At 66.5% G+C, this 15,564-nt stretch carries 16 protein-coding genes; 10 read left to right on the top strand and 6 right to left on the bottom strand.

Annotated features, from left to right (window positions below):
* Positions 1-83 precede the first annotated feature (83 nt).
* Positions 84-1,025: a GlxA family transcriptional regulator gene (locus L0C25_RS04365; RefSeq protein ID WP_271635203.1), complete on the bottom strand. Its 942-nt coding sequence runs from the start codon at positions 1,023-1,025 to the stop codon at positions 84-86.
* 107 nt (positions 1,026-1,132) lie between these two features.
* Here L0C25_RS04365 and L0C25_RS04360 point away from each other — a divergent pair, with 107 nt between their 5' ends.
* The 3 genes from L0C25_RS04360 to L0C25_RS24150 all read left to right on the top strand — a co-directional run bounded on the left by L0C25_RS04360 (position 1,133) and on the right by L0C25_RS24150 (position 3,730).
* Positions 1,133-1,444: a putative quinol monooxygenase gene (locus L0C25_RS04360; protein ID WP_076807938.1), complete on the top strand. Its 312-nt coding sequence runs from the start codon at positions 1,133-1,135 to the stop codon at positions 1,442-1,444.
* Positions 1,445-2,076: 632 nt separating this feature from the next.
* Positions 2,077-3,402: an ISL3-like element ISPfr2 family transposase gene (locus L0C25_RS04355; protein ID WP_271635202.1), complete on the top strand. Its 1,326-nt coding sequence runs from the start codon at positions 2,077-2,079 to the stop codon at positions 3,400-3,402.
* Between the two features lie 40 nt (positions 3,403-3,442).
* On the top strand, positions 3,443-3,730 hold the full coding sequence (locus L0C25_RS24150; RefSeq protein WP_408641693.1) for an FAD-dependent oxidoreductase: 288 nt from the start codon (positions 3,443-3,445) through the stop codon (positions 3,728-3,730).
* Here the strand turns inward: L0C25_RS24150 and L0C25_RS04350 are convergent.
* The 4 genes from L0C25_RS04350 to L0C25_RS04340 all read right to left on the bottom strand — a co-directional run bounded on the left by L0C25_RS04350 (position 3,675) and on the right by L0C25_RS04340 (position 7,920).
* On the bottom strand, positions 3,675-4,697 hold the full coding sequence (locus L0C25_RS04350) for a LacI family DNA-binding transcriptional regulator (RefSeq protein WP_271635201.1): 1,023 nt from the start codon (positions 4,695-4,697) through the stop codon (positions 3,675-3,677). The two genes, L0C25_RS24150 and L0C25_RS04350, sit on opposite strands and share 56 nt — an antisense overlap.
* Positions 4,698-5,235: 538 nt before the next feature.
* Positions 5,236-5,598 (bottom strand): peptidase inhibitor family I36 protein, encoded by a 363-nt coding sequence (locus tag L0C25_RS24145; protein WP_408641692.1) that lies wholly within the window; start codon positions 5,596-5,598, stop codon positions 5,236-5,238.
* 1,069 nt (positions 5,599-6,667) lie between these two features.
* Positions 6,668-7,273: a LysE family translocator gene (locus L0C25_RS04345; RefSeq protein WP_271635200.1), complete on the bottom strand. Its 606-nt coding sequence runs from the start codon at positions 7,271-7,273 to the stop codon at positions 6,668-6,670.
* A 14-nt stretch (positions 7,274-7,287) separates the two neighbouring features.
* On the bottom strand, positions 7,288-7,920 hold the full coding sequence (locus L0C25_RS04340) for a TetR/AcrR family transcriptional regulator (RefSeq protein ID WP_271635199.1): 633 nt from the start codon (positions 7,918-7,920) through the stop codon (positions 7,288-7,290).
* Positions 7,921-8,002: 82 nt separating this feature from the next.
* Here L0C25_RS04340 and wrbA point away from each other — a divergent pair, with 82 nt between their 5' ends.
* The 4 genes from wrbA to L0C25_RS04320 all read left to right on the top strand — a co-directional run bounded on the left by wrbA (position 8,003) and on the right by L0C25_RS04320 (position 11,406).
* On the top strand, positions 8,003-8,647 hold the full coding sequence (gene wrbA, locus L0C25_RS04335; protein ID WP_271635197.1) for an NAD(P)H:quinone oxidoreductase: 645 nt from the start codon (positions 8,003-8,005) through the stop codon (positions 8,645-8,647).
* A gap of 2 nt (positions 8,648-8,649) precedes the next feature.
* Positions 8,650-9,219, top strand: coding sequence for a cysteine hydrolase family protein (locus L0C25_RS04330; RefSeq protein WP_271635195.1), 570 nt, complete (start codon positions 8,650-8,652; stop codon positions 9,217-9,219).
* On the top strand, positions 9,216-10,034 hold the full coding sequence (locus L0C25_RS04325) for an arylamine N-acetyltransferase family protein (protein ID WP_271635194.1): 819 nt from the start codon (positions 9,216-9,218) through the stop codon (positions 10,032-10,034). The genes L0C25_RS04330 and L0C25_RS04325 overlap by 4 nt, the downstream gene beginning before the upstream one ends.
* A gap of 133 nt (positions 10,035-10,167) precedes the next feature.
* Positions 10,168-11,406, top strand: coding sequence for an MFS transporter (locus tag L0C25_RS04320; RefSeq protein ID WP_271635192.1), 1,239 nt, complete (start codon positions 10,168-10,170; stop codon positions 11,404-11,406).
* Between the two features lie 231 nt (positions 11,407-11,637).
* On the opposite strand, the gene L0C25_RS04315 is transcribed toward L0C25_RS04320, so the two are convergent.
* Complete coding sequence (locus L0C25_RS04315; RefSeq protein ID WP_271635191.1) at positions 11,638-12,261, bottom strand: TetR/AcrR family transcriptional regulator; 624 nt, start codon at positions 12,259-12,261, stop codon at positions 11,638-11,640.
* A gap of 100 nt (positions 12,262-12,361) precedes the next feature.
* On the opposite strand from L0C25_RS04315, the gene L0C25_RS04310 reads away from it, so the two are divergent.
* Genes L0C25_RS04310 through L0C25_RS04300 form a run of 3 tightly spaced genes read left to right on the top strand, consistent with a single transcriptional unit; the run spans position 12,362 to position 15,547 of the window.
* A complete protein-coding gene (locus tag L0C25_RS04310) occupies positions 12,362-13,978 on the top strand; it encodes an AMP-binding protein (RefSeq protein ID WP_271635189.1) in 1,617 nt (538 codons plus the stop codon).
* Positions 13,979-13,982: 4 nt separating this feature from the next.
* The gene (locus L0C25_RS04305; protein WP_271635188.1) at positions 13,983-14,786 is read left to right on the top strand and encodes an enoyl-CoA hydratase/isomerase family protein; all 804 of its coding nucleotides are present in this window, start codon (positions 13,983-13,985) and stop codon (positions 14,784-14,786) included.
* 2 nt (positions 14,787-14,788) lie between these two features.
* Positions 14,789-15,547: an SDR family NAD(P)-dependent oxidoreductase gene (locus L0C25_RS04300; protein ID WP_271635186.1), complete on the top strand. Its 759-nt coding sequence runs from the start codon at positions 14,789-14,791 to the stop codon at positions 15,545-15,547.
* Positions 15,548-15,564: the final 17 nt, after the last annotated feature.

Genomic DNA, 15,564 nt, shown 5'->3' with positions numbered 1-15,564 from the left:
GGCGACGCAGGAGCGTCGACGCGACGTGCTGAGAGGTGGTTCCAGTCGAGCGCTAGGACACCGGCTACAGGCATGGCGATAGGTCAGGAACGGCGTCGCTCCCTGCGCAGGAGGGAGCGCAGAGTCTCGGCGTTCGCGTAGCCGACCCGTAGCGCGATCTCGGCGGAGGTGAAGTCCGTGGTTGCTGAGAGGTGCCGAGCTCGTTCGATGCGAAGCCGTTGGACGAAGCCGAGCGGAGTGAGGTTGAGCGCCGCACGGACTCGTCGTTCGAGGGTGCGCCGGCTGGTGCCGAGCGACTGCGCGACGAAGGCGACGTTGAACGGTTCGTCCAGGCGGGCGCGCACGAAGCGTTCGAACTCGACGACGATCGGGTCCTCGTGCCGGAGATGTTCGTAGGCGACGAAGGCCGCCTGCGACGGACGCTCGTCGATGATGAGGAGCTTGGCGACATGTTGGGCCAGGTCGGGGCTGATCGATCGCACGAGTGAGAGCGCGAGGTCGATGTGGGCGAACGCGGCGCCGGCGGTGACGAGGTTCCCGTCGACCACGACCATGGTGTCGAGATCGAGGGCGACGGTCGGATAGCGCTTCAGGAACTCCGGCCCCAGGAACCAGCTGGTCGTCGCCCTCCGATGATGCATCCGTCCGGTCTCGGCGACAGCGAACACGCCGGTGCACGCCGCGGCGATCCGGGTGGTCGCCTCGTCGAGGCGCCCGAGCGAGGCGATGACCGAACGAGCATCTCGGCTCTGGAGGACGTCGTTGGTAGCGGCGGCCGTAAGGGTTCCAAGCGCAGGGACGACGACCACGTCGAACTCTGCGGACTCCGACAGCGGGTGGTCAACCGACAGGGTCATCGATGCCGTCGTGGTCACTCGCCGTTTCGGTCCGAGGATGGCGAGTTCGATCGGGTTGATCCGCGGGTCGACATCGCCGCGGGCTCCGTCGGCCACCCGCACGATGTCGATGATCGACGCGATAGCCGAACCGAAGCAGCCGTCGATCGCGATCAGTCCGATACGCATGACGTAAACAATAGCAATACTGCCGTATACGCCACTCCCCATCGGCCCTCGCTCGTCATACGCTGAACTCGTCCCACGAAGAACCCCGACGTCAAGGAGAGTCCCTCATGTCCACACCCGCATCACTTCCGTATGCCTTCGTCGCCAAGATCGTCGCGGCCGATGGACAGCACGACGCGGTCGCCGATCTGCTCGCCGGCGCTGTCGCACTCGCCAACGAAGAAGTAGGAACGATTGTCTGGTTCGCGGCTAGAACCCACGCCGACACCTTCTGGATCTTCGATGCATTCCCCGACGAAGCCGCTCGCGACGCCCACGCCAACGGCGCCATCGTCGCAGCCCTGATGGCCAACCAGCACCTCCTCGGCGCAGCACCCGAGATCCTGGCGGCCGACGTCCTCGCGTCCAAGCTCCCGTAGTCCGCCAACGCACGAGACGATCGCGCCCCGCCGAGCCGTCGCCAGGTCGCGACGCAACGCCACGCTGCGTTGCCGAGCGGTGCGAGGCCTATCGGCACACGGACAGGATGCCGGCCGCGAGCGCTCAGCCGGCGAGGGGTCCGTCGCAGAGGAGAGCGACGTCGGTGTCGGGCAGAGCCGTGAGGCCAGCGCATCGCGCGACCACCAGAACCGAACCGCCCCTGCCCTGCGTTTCCGCAGGCCAGGGGCTGTTCGCCAGAGCCGCCTGTCGGAATCGAACCGACGACCTAATCACGTCGGCTTTGCGTCTATCGCTTGATGCGCCCACCGGGCGAACGAGCCGCTGACCTGCGCAAACGCCGAGCGTGGAGGACGCCGCCATCCGGTGGTGACCGACGACGACCGACCAGTACCGACCGTTTCACCGGAGCTTGCGGCGGCGTCGAAGCCGAGCAAGCTCCATTCTTTTAGCTCACCGCGCCCTCCTCCTCGCCGGCCCCGTCGTCGGCGAAGACGTTTCAGGGGTCTTCTCAGATGACGGTGTAGGTCGGCCGGGCGCGTCGGTCCGCAGATAGACGTCGAGGTCTCCCGACGACGGAGGTTCCTACGCCATCCATCCGAAAGACCTCGACGTGTCCGACGCTACCCCGCCTGCCGGCTTCGGCCGCCCTGACCTGACCGCCTTCGCTCGACTCGACGGCCTCGGTCTGAGCGTGACCGGACAACAACTTGAGCCGGATCGTGCGGTCCTCGCGTGCCGCGTGGTGGAACCAGATCAGTGGTGCCGACGGTGCGGCAGCGAAGGCGCTGCTCGTGACACCGTGATCCGGCGGTTGGCCCACGAGCCGCTGGGCTGGCGACCGACCGTGCTGGAAGTTGTAGTGCGCCGCTACCGCTGTGCCGACTGCGGACACGTGTGGCGCCAAGACACCAGCGCCGCGGCGGAGCCACGCGCGAAGCTCTCGCGCACCGGGCTGCGGTGGGCGCTGGAAGGGATCGTGGTCGCACACCTCACCGTCGCCCGTGTCGCCGAGGGACTCGGGGTCGCGTGGGACACCGCCAACAACGCGGTCCTGGCTGAAGGCAAGCGGCTGCTGATCAACGACCCCACGCGGTTCGAGGGCGTGAAGGTCATTGGCGTCGATGAGCACGTCTGGCGCCACACCAGGCGTGGCGACAAGTACGTCACCGTGATCATCGACCTCACCCCGGTTCGCGATGGCGCCGGCCCAGCAAGGCTGCTGGACATGGTCGAGGGCCGGTCGAAGGCGGCGTTCAAGACCTGGCTCGCCGACCGCGACGACGCCTTCCGTGACGCGGTCGAGGTGGTCGCGATGGACGGCTTCACCGGGTTCAAGACCGCCGCTGCAGAGGAGATCCCGGACGCGGTCACGGTGATGGATCCCTTCCACGTCGTGCGCCTGGCCGGTGACGCCCTCGACAGGTGCCGGCGCCGGGTCCAACTCGCGATCCACGGGCACCGTGGGTTCAGGGACGACCCGCTCTACAAGTCGCGGCGCACGCTGCACACCGGCGCGGACCTGCTCACCGACAAGCAGAGCGACAGGCTACGCGCGCTGTTCGTTGATGACGCTCACGTCGAGGTCGAGGCGACCTGGGGTGTCTACCAGCGCATGATCGCCGCCTATCGCCACGAGGACCGGCAACGTGGCCGCGAGCTCATGGAGAAGCTGATCACCGACCTCAGCGCCGGCGTCCCCAAGGTGCTCACCGAGCTCACCACCCTGGGCCGGACCCTGAAGAAGCGAGCCGCTGACGTGCTCGCCTACTTCGAACGACCCGGCACCAGCAACGGGCCGACCGAGGCGCTCAACGGACGGCTCGAACACCTGCGCGGCTCCGCACTCGGGTTCCGCAACCTGACCAACTACATCGCCCGAAGCCTGCTCGAGACCGGCGGCTTCAGACCCCAACTCCTACACCCCCGATTGGGATGAGCCCGCAAACCTCGCAGCATTCGAGCAGGGCGTTCCTGGCATCGCGGACGCGTACAACGGCCGTTCGTGGCTCGACTCGTGGGTCGACGACCCGTGGGTTCGCGGCTCGTACGCGGCCTTCCTGCCCGGGCAGTACACCCGTTACTGGGGATACCTAGGAAAGGCCGAGTGTGGTGTGCACTTTGCCGGCGAACACACCTCGACCCATAGCCAGGGCTATCTCAACGGCGGAGTCGAGAGCGGCGAACGCGCCGCACGCGAGGTCCTGACAGCTATCCTATCCCGACCTCGAGGTACGACGTGGACTCCCGCTCCACCAACCGAGTAGGGATCAGCCGATCTCGATCGGACGGTTGCTGCCCCTCGATCAGCTCGATCAGGACGTCGACGGCCTCGGTCGCCGTACGCGCGGGATCGAGCTCCAACATCGTCAACGCAACCGACGTATCTGACAACCGGTCGCCCGCAACCGCTACGAGGAGGTCGCCCGGTACTCGCACGCCGCGCCGAGCGGCCGCCTCGAGCACCGAGGCCCCCAACACGTCGACGATGGCGTAGACCGCATCCGGTGGCGCGACTGTTGCAAGTACCGGGTCGACCGCATCGACATCAGCGAACCGGCCGAACGGCGCCGTCGTCACGAGCTGCTCGACCTGGTGCCTCTGGCACCAACATCGGTACGCCTCGACGCAGTCGGCGGTGAAAGAATCGCCCAGATCACCCGCCAATAAGGCGATCCTGCGTGCGCCTCGCTCGGCGAGGTGATCGAGCACCGTGAGCGTAGCGGTGAGGTGATCGTTGTCGACGCTGTAGTCGTCACTTCCCGCCGGGTCGCGTCCGCTCAGTACGAGCGGCACATCACGCGATCGGAGCTCGTCCAGCAACGGATCGCCGGCCACCGGGTCGAACACGACTACGCCGTCCAGCGGCACGCGAGCCCACAGCGTGTCATGCGGCCTCGGTGGGGCGACGACGAGTGCGTAGTCCCGCTCGTGCGCCCGAGTCGTCGCAGCTCGGATCGCCTTGCTGAAGTAGTCCACGTCGGTGAGTGCCACCGGCAGTTCTCCGGGCAGCGAGAACGCGACCGCGATCAGGCCGACACGTCCACCCGCGAGACGCCGGGCCGCCGAGTTCGGCTGGTATCCCATGTCGAGCGCCACGGCGCGTACCCGGGTTCGGGTCGCCTCCGACATCCGGCCGACGCCTCTCAACGCATGCGACACCGTCGCGGTCGAGACCCCTGCTCGTCGCGCAACGTCCTCCAGACGAACGGAACGACCGGACGTCGGCTGCATGCGACAGACACTACTCGTCCCCGGACGCGACAATGACGTCGTCACCTTCGCTCCCGGCGGGATCGACCCCCGACGAGACCCGCAAAGTCGCATCCACCGGTCATCCTGACAGACCCCGGCTTGAGTTCAGTGGTCATCCGGTATCTGTCAGTGACCGTCTACTGGTGACGCGTCGAGCACGAGTGGGAGGATCTCGTCGCGGATCCGCTGGCTCGATGGGTCTGGCCGTGAACGAGTAGGTCGAGCAATATCAATGCGGGGCCGATGTCGGCTCGGGTGGCCAGTCCTGGCGTATCGCCGAGGACGCCGTGTAGTCGGGCACGGTTCGCTTCGTACGGTGGCCCGATCGTGGCCTCTCGGATTACCGTGGCGAGGTCTGGCTCGGTGCCGACGATGACCGTTGCGAGCAGCGATCGAAACCGGCTGGCGAATGCGGCAAGAAGTTCGACTCTTTGACGTGGATCGGCGATCGGGTCGTCGGCCCCCTCGTGTGCCGTTGTCGCCAGCGCTGACACATAAGCGCGTCGGTCGTCGTCAGTTACAGTCGAAGCTGAAAGGACGAGATTGAATTGTCCGAGCCCGGGATGGACAAATTGACTGGCATCCCATAGCGATCCCACGACGTCATTTCACCTTGGAAATCCGGGTTGCGGAAGGTGTCCGCATAGTAAGGACTGCGGTTCCAGACGGAGCTGATCCGATTGTCCCAAGCGCCGAGGGCAGGAACCCCGGTCGCCGACGAATATGCAAGAAAATCCCCTTCGCCATTTGGGAGGTCAAACAGGCAAAGGTTGCCGTGCGGACATCTGTCCCAGCCGTCAGCGGACACACTGACACGCGGCTGATTCTCCAGCCCCGGGCTCGGTGTGGCTGCAGAGCTGGCGGGTACCGAAAGGGTCATCGCTGTCGCGGAGACGGCCAGAAGGGGGCCAATGAGTCTGAATCGCATATTTCATCTCCGGTTGTTCGCCTGCGAAGAACGCAGGATGGTGGGCAAAGAAACGGCGCACCCGAGCTGCGGGACCCACGATCCCTTGCTCCGATTCCATGTCGCTGCCATATTGCTGCCGGGCCTCAGGATGATTCGGACGCCGCTGAACTGTTCCGAATCTAGCGTCAAGCCAGTGTCAGGGTGATGGTGCCGCTCTCGCGGTGGTTGGATCCTGATCACCTGGCGGCACTGGGGGGGCGTCGGCTTCGGCGAATGTCCGTGTGGTGTGCGGCCGAGCCATCTTTCGATTGCGAGCCCAAGTCATTAGCTCGATCGTCTGACTGCTTGTTGCGCTCGCGTGTCTGTTCCACCCGAATAGATGTATAGCGTGAACGGCCAATTCGGGTCAACGTAGTCTTCCGCGCATTCTCCGCTGTATGTTTCCGGCAATGAGCGCAGTACTTCCTCTCCCTTTCTCAGGCAGTCTGGCATGCTCCCCCAGACGCTGTGGAGCTGAGGTTCACCAAACATTGCCATGCCTCCTCGGCTCATCTGGGTGGGAGGAGGCGAATCAGGCTCTGTTGACTCGCTCGCGACGGCAGGGCTGGCCGCCAGGACAACGAGCGAACCGATCATCGCGGCGGCGACTTTCACCCAGACGGACTTCTCGAAACTCATGCTTTCAACCTCAATCAAGTGGCGTGGAGCCGAATAGTCTAAAGACACCGTTCAGATACGGTGCCCCTCCGAGACTGTCGTGCTCCGGTGCCGTGCAGATGCCACGATGATCCCTCGACTGGGTTCTGCTTTACCGGAGGTAGCTTCTCTCCAACCGGGACGGTACTCAGGGCTCGTCCAGGAAGCGTGCGGCGATCCAGTTCGCGCATAGCCGGACAACCCGCCGGCGAAACTCTGGTCACCGTCGTCGTAAGCCGTGGACTTGAGGGCTCCGTTCTGTGCCGAGGTAAAACGGCTGGCGGTGCCTGCCCGGACGCGTTGTGAATGACGACAACGTCCGCTGGGCCGAACGCGGCGGGGGTTAGGTGCTGGCGATCTTGATGCCGAGGCCGATGAGTATGGCGCCGGTAGTGGCGTCGAGGCCGCGGCGGACCCGGCGCGACGTGAGCATCCCGCGCAGGACGCTCACGGCATAGGTGACGAGGAGATACCAGCCGAGCACGGTGGCCGCAGCAAGGACGGCTAGCAACATGGTTGTCGGCGCCCTGGAGCCGTGCGGGACAAATTGTGGCATCAGGGCCAGGTAGAACACGGCGACCTTGGGATTCAGCAGGTTGCAGATCAGGCCCTCGCGAAACGATCGCCACCTCCCGGTGGTGACTCCGGTTGTCTCGGTGAGCTCGATGTCGTCGCCGTGTAAGAGCCGGAGCCAAGTGCGCAATCCGAGCAGAACCAGGTAGACCGCGCCGGCAAGCTTGACCGCGGTGAACATCGGCACCGATGCAGACACGAGTGCCGCGAGGCCGCCCGATACGGCGATCGCCCAGGTGAGGATTCCGGTGCCCATCCCCGTGGCGCATGCGAGTCCGGCGGTGCGTCCGGATGTGGCGGTGCGGTGGGTCAGGACGAAGAAGTCAGGGCCGGGCGAGACCGCTCCGAGGAGCACGACGCCGATGAACGTGGCCATGGCGGTGATGGTGATCACTGCGCGGTCCGATTGGGGTCGGCGACGAAGGCGGCGCGGAACGTCACCCCGAGGTGGCGAGCGAGGCGTTGTTTTGACCACCCGCGGTCGGTAGTGAGGGCTTCGATGAGGTCGGTGGAGATCAGGGAGTAGAGCATGTCGGCGGCGGATCGGGTGGTCCAGTCCGGTGCCAGGCTGTGTTCGTCTGCGAGCCACCGGACGAGGCGTCGGCAGTGTGCGAGCTTGGCGGCGACCACTTTTGCCCGCAGGGCGGCCACATCAGGGTCGCTGCGATGCGCGTGTTCGATGGCGCGGTCCACGGCGACGAGCCGAGGGTGGTAGCGGGCCAAGTGTGCTGCCCATTCGTCGATGGCGGTCGCTGCGTCGGGCGCGTCCCATACGCGAGCGAGCGATCTTTCCAGGCCTTCGGCCGCTGTGTTGTGGTCGAACAGTGCAGTCACGAGCTTGCCCCTGCTGTCGAAGTGCAGGTACGCGGTGCGCCGCGTGACACCGGCGCGGTCCGCGACCGAGGACATGGTCAATGCGTCGAACCCGCCCTCCTCGAGGATCGTGCGGGCGGTGGTGAGCAGTGCCTCACGGGTGCGCCGGCTGCGCTGGGTCCTCGGCTCATCGATGCTGTCCCTGCTCATTGCCGGTCCTCCTGTTTGGTCGGCCGTTGAAAGTAACTATACACTATGTATAGTTACTGGCACCCACGAGTGAGGAGTGATCATGACTAGAATTGCGGTTGTCTACTACTCTGCGACCGGCAACGTGTACGCGCTCGCGCAGGCTGTCGCCGACGGAGCGCGGAGTGCGGGGGCGGAGGTTCGGTTGCGTCGAGCCGCAGAGCTCGCCCCCGATGAGGCGATCGACTCGAACCCTCAGTGGCGTGCACATCTGAACGCGACTGCCGAGGTCCCGGAGGTCGGTCACGACGATCTGCGTTGGGCCGACGGGTACGCGTTCGGCACGCCGACGCGGTATGGGAATGTCAGTGCTCAGCTGAAACAGTTCCTCGATACAACAGCAGCCCTGTGGGCGGCCGGTGACCTTGCGGACAAGGCCGCGACGGCATTCACCAGTGCCATAAACGCCCATGGCGGCAACGAGTCGACACTGTTGGCGTTGTACAACACGATGCATCACTGGGGCGCGATCATCGTTCCCAACGGCTACACGCATGAAGCGTTCACCGCTGCCGGCGGCAACCCCTATGGCACGGCACATCCCTCGGGCGGCGGAGCACCGGGCGAGGCGGTTCTCACGGCGGCACGCCGTCAGGGCGCACGCGTCACCCGGATCGCCGCGCTGCTGCGACCCGACCGACGGTCATCCGCTGAACTCTCGGCAGCCGGCGCGACGGCAGGGACGTGACGATGCGATCCGCACTCATCGTCGTCGACATGCAGAACGCCTTCGTCGACCCCGCGGCCGGACTTCCCGTCGAGGGGGCGGACCGAGTCGTCGCCGCGGTCAATGAACGAGTCGTGGAGGCGGCCGACGATGGCCGGCCCGTGTTCTACACCAGGGACGTCGCTCCCATCGACCTGCCGGTGGGCGATCCTGATGGTCAGACCGACCTCTACCCGGGCCTCAACGCGCGGGGCACCCTTGTAGACAAGGGACCCGGGAAGAACGGCGGGTTCTCCGGGTTCGTCCTCACCTCGACGGCCGAGCAGGTTGCGGGCGAGGCCGGTGACGGCGGGCTCAGCATGCTTGCCGCCCACCTGCGCCGTGCCAACGTCGAACACGTCACCGTCGTCGGACTCGCCGCTGATGTCTGCGTATCCGCGACCGCACGAGACGCCCGGCGCCTCGGATACCACGTCACCATGCCGCTGGAGGCAACCGCTTTCGTCCACGCCCACGCGGACGGCGACGAGGCCGCCATCGCCGCACTCACTGCCGCCGGCGTGAACATCACAGGACAGCGGATCCCGGGGTGACCGGGGAGTGGCAGGTCGAACGCCTCGACCTGGACGCCTACCTTGCGCGTATCGGGTTCCCCGGGGACCTCGACGTGACCGGTCCGACACTCGGGGACCTACACCGAGCGCACGTGGCCCGCATCCCGTTCGAGAACATCGACGTACGCCAAGGCGGCGGCGTCGAGACCGGCCTCGATGCCGTCCAGGACAAGCTCGTTCGGCACCGTCGTGGCGGCTACTGCTATGAACACGGCGTCCTGTTCGCCGCAGCGCTCGACCGTATTGGCTTCGACGTCGACCGGCTGCTGGCCCGAATCGGTCACGACGCCGCCCGGCCTCGTCCACGCACGCACATGCTGCTGCACGTTCGCTCCGATCAACAGCAATGGCTCGCCGACGTCGGCTTCGGTGGCGGGCTCCTCTGGCCCCTTCCCTGGGACGACGTCGGAGCGATCCACCGACAGGGCGGCTGGACCTACCGGTTGGAACAGGGCACGACGGGCGAGCGCATGCTGCTTGAGCGACACGGCGAGCAATGGCGAACCCTCTACAGCTTCACCGACGAACCACAACACGCCTCCGACATCACGATGGCCAACCACTTCACCCAATCGCACCCGAGCTCACCGTTTCGCGACCACCTGGTCGCCATCGCCAAGGACGAGGCACGTCTGAGCGTGCTGCGTGGTCGACGTCTCACGCAGACACGTCCCGGCGGCACGAGCACCGAGGACAACCTCGAACGCGACCAGTTCCATCCTGTCCTGACCGAAATCGGAATCCACGTGAGCCACGCACAAGCGGTGAAGCTGTGGCGCGACGAGGGCCCCTAGCAGGTGGAGTCGGTCAACCTCGCTACACGAGCTTCCTTATCCGACAGCCGGTATCGCATGGGTGGTGCGGTCACTTGCCCGGCGGTTTGCGGTGCGGGCGCGCTCACGCTCGAGTCCACCGAGGAACGTAACGTTGCCCGCTAAGACCGAACTGTTGCTCGCCACGCTCGCCCTGACTACCGCGATCGGGGCGCTGGGTCTGGCAGCCGGTGGTACCACCGGGGCACTTCTGGGCGCTGCGTTGATCTCCGGTGCCGGTGCAGGTCTCCCTCTGGGCATGCTGGTCGCCGGCTCGGCCGTTGCCGCGCTGTTGATCTCACGACGCAGCGCCCGCGCCGGGCGGCCACGCAGTCTTGCGCTCGGCTATGCGGTCGGTGCGCTCGGTGCCCTGGTCTCGATTGCCGCGACGACGACACACAGCGTCATCCTGCTGCTGCTCGGTAGCACCTTTCTGGGCGCCGCCAACGCCGCGATCTTCCTCACCCGATACGCCGCTGCCGAGCTCGGCGGTCAGCACACGAGCGGACGGGGATTGGGAACCGTGCTGGCGGCCGCCGCGCTGGGCGCGGTCGCGAGCCCCAACCTGCTCGGCCCCAGCGGTGCACTGATGACCGCCCTCAGTCTGCCGCGACTGGCCGGCCTCTACGCGGTCGCTCTCGTCGCCTTCGGTGTCGCGGGCCTGCTGCTCGCGTTGGCGGTCCCGGCCGTCGACCGGGCCATCGCACGACCGACTTCGCCGGTTCGTCGTGGCGGCGCCACCCTTCGCGAGATCGCTGACGCCCTGGGCACTCGCGATGTCCGCCTCGCATTGGTCCTGCTCGCGGCCAGCAATCTGATCATGGTCGCGGTGATGACAGTCGCCCCGGTGGAGATGACGGCGCATGGCCACACCCTGACCCTCATTGGCGTGGTGATCTCCATCCATGTCGCCGGCATGTTCGCGCCGTCGCCCGTCACCGGCTGGCTGGCCGACCATGCGGGGCCGACGGCCGTCGCTGCGTTCGGGATCGTCCTCCTGATCTGCACCGGGATCGCCGGCGCCATCACCACCGTGGAGAACGCATGGGCGACCAGCGCGGTGCTGATTGCGCTCGGGGTTGGCTGGAATTGCGGCGTAGTCGGCGGCAGCACGATGCTGGCCTCTTCCGTCGCGCCACCACTGCGTACCCACGTGGAGGGTATTGGCGAGTCCGTGATGGGACTCGCCGCTGCGTTGAGCGCGCCTCTCGCCGGGCTCGCGCTCGCCGTGGCGGGCCTGACGGGAGTGTGGGCGGTCACGACGATGATCGCGATTCTCGTGGTAGCGCCCATCGTCCGCCGGTGGGTGGTACCTCGGACGTCAAGCCCGGCGCAGGAGCGAACCGACCAGTGACCATTCGGTAGCGTCCACCGACATCCGGACCTCGTGTCTGCGACCGACGTCTCAGTACACCCGCCCCCCGCGCTGTCCGATATCACCACGCCATGCAGTCGGCGATACCTAGCCGAGACCGGTCCGCTGACGCGCTTACAGACCAGGGACTCGCCGTCGTGAACCTCGCAAGCATCGAGTTCCCGGCGAGACGGGATAAAGGGCAGGTAGGGCGATTCGGCCTGGACGCCGCTACCCGGACGCATGGGTGAGGCCGTAGAGCAGCAGGTCGCCCAGCTCCGCGAACGCGTCGCCTGGTGAGAGCCCGGTCGCCTCGAGGACGACGCCGGACTGGACACCATCGATCGCCAGTGCGACGACTTGTGCTGCGAGGAGTCCGTCGGTTGCGCGGAAGTGTCCCTTGCCGACGCCGTCGTCTATGAGTTCGCGCACGCGAGTTGCCGCGCTCGCGGTATTGCGTCGATAAATCTCGGCCGTCGGGCCGTACGAGACCATGTCGTCGTAGAACGCTGGAGAGTTGCGGCGCATCGCACTGCCGACGCCGTCGAGGTAGGTCTTGATTCGCTTGCGGCTGTCCGGCTCGGCGGAGACCGCCTCTTCGATCGTGGCCGCGGCCGTGGCGAAGAAGTGCCTGACCGTGGAAACGACGAGCTGCTCCTTGGTGCTCGCGATGCTGTACAGCGTCGCCTTCGAGCAGCGCAGCCGCTGTGACAGCTCCTCGACGGTCACACTCGTGAAGCCCTCGGCGAGGACGATCTCCTCGACCCGGGCGAGTAGCTCCTCCCGGCGGTCCGTATCGACGCGCCGCTTGCGTGGCGTTCGGATCTCGGTGCCCTGGCGTGGTCCCCCTCGCATGGAGGGAACGTTAGCACGGTCGCTGGTGCTCTCAATCGGTATGAGGTACGTTTAGGGGTACGAAAATACTGTCTAGATTACCCACCAAGGGAGTGCTCTGATGACGGCTTTGACCGGTGTCGATGCTCGGGTCGAGGAGATACGCGACAGCTTCTGGTCGACGGACCGAGGCGCCGCGTGGACGTTGTGCGACAGGCATCCCGCCGAGGCGACCGCCCTACGTGTGATGGACGAGAGCCTCGTACTGACAGAGGTGTCGTACGGCGAGCTCACCGAGACCTCGCAGCATGTCGCGGGCGCTCTGTCGTCGATGGGGGTGGGTGAAGGGGATCGGGTCGCGAGCCTGATGGGCAAGAGTGTCGAGCTTGTCACCGTCCTGCTGGGGATCTGGCGAACAGGTGCGGTCTACGTGCCGCTCTTCACGGCGTTTGCAGGTGATGCCGTCGCGGAGAGGCTGGCGGCCGCCCGAGTACGCGCGGTGTTCGTAGACGCGGCACAGCGACCTAAGGTGCCGGTCGGTCCATGGCGGATCATCGTGATCGGTGCGATCGACGGCGAGCGGACCCTCGCAGCCGAGATCGCTCACGAGCATGAGTCTCCGCCGCCCGCCGTGGTCGGCCCCGGCGGTGCCTTCGTGCACATGTTCACCTCCGGGACCACGGGTGCTCCGAAGGGTGTGGTGCACCCCTTCGGCTACGCGGCGGGCTGGCAGGCGTATCTGGAGTTCGGGCTCGGCGTACAGCCGGACGGCAGCTTCTGGTGTGGTGCGGACCCGGGCTGGGCGTACGGGCTCTACACAGCCATCGTGGCGCCACTGGCCGCAGGTGTCCCCACGGTCCTGCTCCAGGGCGGCTTCGATGCCGACCGCACCTGGTCGACGATGGCGCGACTGGCGGTGACCGACTTCGCTGCAGCACCGACCGTGTACCGCAGTCTCGCCAGGGGCCCCGTCGTCTCGTCGGATGATCTCGCTCTTGAGCGCCTGTCCAGTGCCGGAGAACCCCTGACGCCTGACGTCAATGACTGGGCGAGATCGGCTCTGGGTTTGGAGGTGCACGATCACTACGGGCAGACCGAGGTCGGTATGCCGATCGGCTTCGCGCACCACCGGGATGTCGCGATTCCGATCCGGGACGAGTGCATGGGCGGCGCGCTGCCGGGCTGGTCGGTCGTCGTCCTCGACAATGACGGGCGGCCGGTCGATGCGGGTCGGGCAGGGCGTCTCGCCATCCGCGTCACGGACAGCCCGTTCATGACGTTCTGGGGCTACGTCGATGGCCGTGGCAACGAGGAGCGGTTCGTCGACGACGGCCGGTACTACCTGACAGGTGATACGGCAACGATGAATCAGGACCGCACGACGTTCCGGTTCTCGTCGCGCGACGACGACGTGATCATCATGGCCGGCTACCGAATCGGGCCGTTCGACGTGGAGTCGACACTCGTTCAGCACGACGCGATCGTCGAGTGCGCGGTTGTCGGCGCGCCGGATCCGGTCCGCGGCGAGGTCATCGAGGCGTTCGTCGTGCTCCGCGAGGGCCTAGAGCTGGACCACGGGCTCGCCGACGACCTGCGGCGTTGGGTCAAGGAACGCTATGCGGCGCACGCATTTCCCCGACGGCTGCACGCTGTGGATGCGCTGCCGAGGACCGAGAGCGGCAAGGTCCGACGCGGAGAACTCCGCCAGCGCCTCGGCGTTCGCGACAGTGGTCGGTGAGCGCGTGGCCAATCAGTCGGCCACGCTGACCACCGAGCAGCACGGCCCGATCGCGACTTTGCGCCTCAATCGGCCGCAGGTGCGCAACGCCTTGAACCCGGCCCTCATAGCGGATCTCGATGCTGCCATGGATGCGGCCGAAGGCGATCCCGAAACGGCTTGCATCGTATTGCTGGGGGCGGGGCGCAGCTTCAGCGCAGGAGCAGATCTGCGTCATCTCCTCGCACTGCACGAGCAAGGCCGCTCGCCCGTTCCGTTCCTGCGCGACGTGTCCGCGGTGGCCACGCGTCTCGAAGCGTCGCCGAAACCGACACTCGCCGCGATACACGGACACGCGGTCGCAGGTGGGATGGAGCTGGCGCTCGCCTGCGACGTAGCCCTCGCCTCCGAGACGGCCCAAATCGGGGACGGCCACGTGCGAAATGGGCTGTTGCCCGGCGGCGGCGCCAGTTTGCGGCTGCCGGAGAAGGTCGGCGCCGCGTTGAGCCGATGGCTCGCCCTCACCGGGGATCTCGTGCCGGCGCACCGGCTAGCGGAGGCGGGATGGTTGCACTCGGTCGTGCCCGATGCACGGCTCGAGCAGGCGGCCTATGAGTTGGCGAGCGTCCTCTGCGCCTCCTCGGGGCCGGCTCAGTCGAACTTCAAGCAACTTCTGACCGATCAGGCTCGCCGTGACTCGGATCCACACCGAGAGCTCGCGGCCTTCGAACGGCACTGGCGCAGTCATGACGTGCCGGGGGTCCTGCGACGGTTCCTACGCGAACGCACGTCGACGGACCGGCCAATCAAGAGCTCCAGAAAGGTCTGACAATGAATCGCTTCACGGGCCAGGTGGTCCTGGTAACCGGTGGTGGCAGGGGCCTCGGAGCCGAGATGGCCCGCCGGTTCGCATCCGAAGGCGCCACGGTCGTCATCGGTGAGATAGACGGCGCCGGCGGCACACGCGTCGCCGACGAGCTCACGAGCCGCTTCGGTAGCGCTGCCAGCGCCGATCGGATCAACGTCGCGTCGTCCACCAGCGCGTCGGATTGGGTGGACGGCGTCATCGGCAGATACGGCCGCGTCGATGTTCTGGTGAACAACGCGGGGATCATCCGCGATGGTCGTGTCGCGAACATCACCGATGACGCATGGCGCGACGTTGTCGATGTCAGCCTTAGCGGCGCATTTTACCTCGCTCGCGCGGTCCTGCCGCACATGTTCGATCGTGGCTACGGACGAATTCTGTCGCTGTCGTCGATGAGCTGGCGCGGCAACTTCGGTCAGGCGAACTACGCTGCCGCAAAGGCCGGCGTCGTGGGCCTTGCGCGAACCATCGCGTTGGAGGGCGCTCACAACGGCGTCACGTCCAACGTGATCGCACCCGGACTCGTGGAGACGCCGATGCTCGCATCGATGGATCCTGCGGCTAGGGCGAAACTGACGGCGAAGATCCCGACACGTACCACGGGCAGCCCTGCGGACATCGCCGCGGCGGCGGCGTACCTCTGCTCGCCGGAAGCCCGTTACGTCACCGGCGTAGTGCTCGACGTCGACGGCGGAATCGGCATCGGCTCGTCCATGCGCTGACCCGATGCAACACCCGG

The organism is Solicola gregarius (assembly GCF_025790165.1).
In the GTDB taxonomy this organism is placed as follows: domain Bacteria; phylum Actinomycetota; class Actinomycetes; order Propionibacteriales; family Nocardioidaceae; genus Solicola; species Solicola gregarius.
The sequence above is the reverse complement of the archived record's forward strand: the minus strand, read 5'-3'. Positions and strand labels throughout refer to the sequence as shown.

Excerpts from the sequence above, each read along its gene's own strand:
- L0C25_RS04365 (WP_271635203.1), bottom strand. The coding sequence starts at position 1,025 with ATGCGTATCGGACTGATCGCGATCGACGGCTGCTTCGGTTCGGCTATC.
- L0C25_RS04360 (WP_076807938.1), top strand. The coding sequence starts at position 1,133 with ATGTCCACACCCGCATCACTTCCGTATGCCTTCGTCGCCAAGATCGTC.
- L0C25_RS04350 (WP_271635201.1), bottom strand. The coding sequence starts at position 4,697 with ATGCAGCCGACGTCCGGTCGTTCCGTTCGTCTGGAGGACGTTGCGCGA.
- L0C25_RS24145 (WP_408641692.1), bottom strand. The coding sequence starts at position 5,598 with ATGACCCTTTCGGTACCCGCCAGCTCTGCAGCCACACCGAGCCCGGGG.
- L0C25_RS04345 (WP_271635200.1), bottom strand. The coding sequence starts at position 7,273 with ATGGCCACGTTCATCGGCGTCGTGCTCCTCGGAGCGGTCTCGCCCGGC.
- L0C25_RS04340 (WP_271635199.1), bottom strand. The coding sequence starts at position 7,920 with ATGAGCAGGGACAGCATCGATGAGCCGAGGACCCAGCGCAGCCGGCGC.
- wrbA (WP_271635197.1), top strand. The coding sequence starts at position 8,003 with ATGACTAGAATTGCGGTTGTCTACTACTCTGCGACCGGCAACGTGTAC.
- L0C25_RS04330 (WP_271635195.1), top strand. The coding sequence starts at position 8,650 with ATGCGATCCGCACTCATCGTCGTCGACATGCAGAACGCCTTCGTCGAC.
- L0C25_RS04315 (WP_271635191.1), bottom strand. The coding sequence starts at position 12,261 with ATGCGAGGGGGACCACGCCAGGGCACCGAGATCCGAACGCCACGCAAG.
- L0C25_RS04310 (WP_271635189.1), top strand. The coding sequence starts at position 12,362 with ATGACGGCTTTGACCGGTGTCGATGCTCGGGTCGAGGAGATACGCGAC.
- L0C25_RS04300 (WP_271635186.1), top strand. The coding sequence starts at position 14,789 with ATGAATCGCTTCACGGGCCAGGTGGTCCTGGTAACCGGTGGTGGCAGG.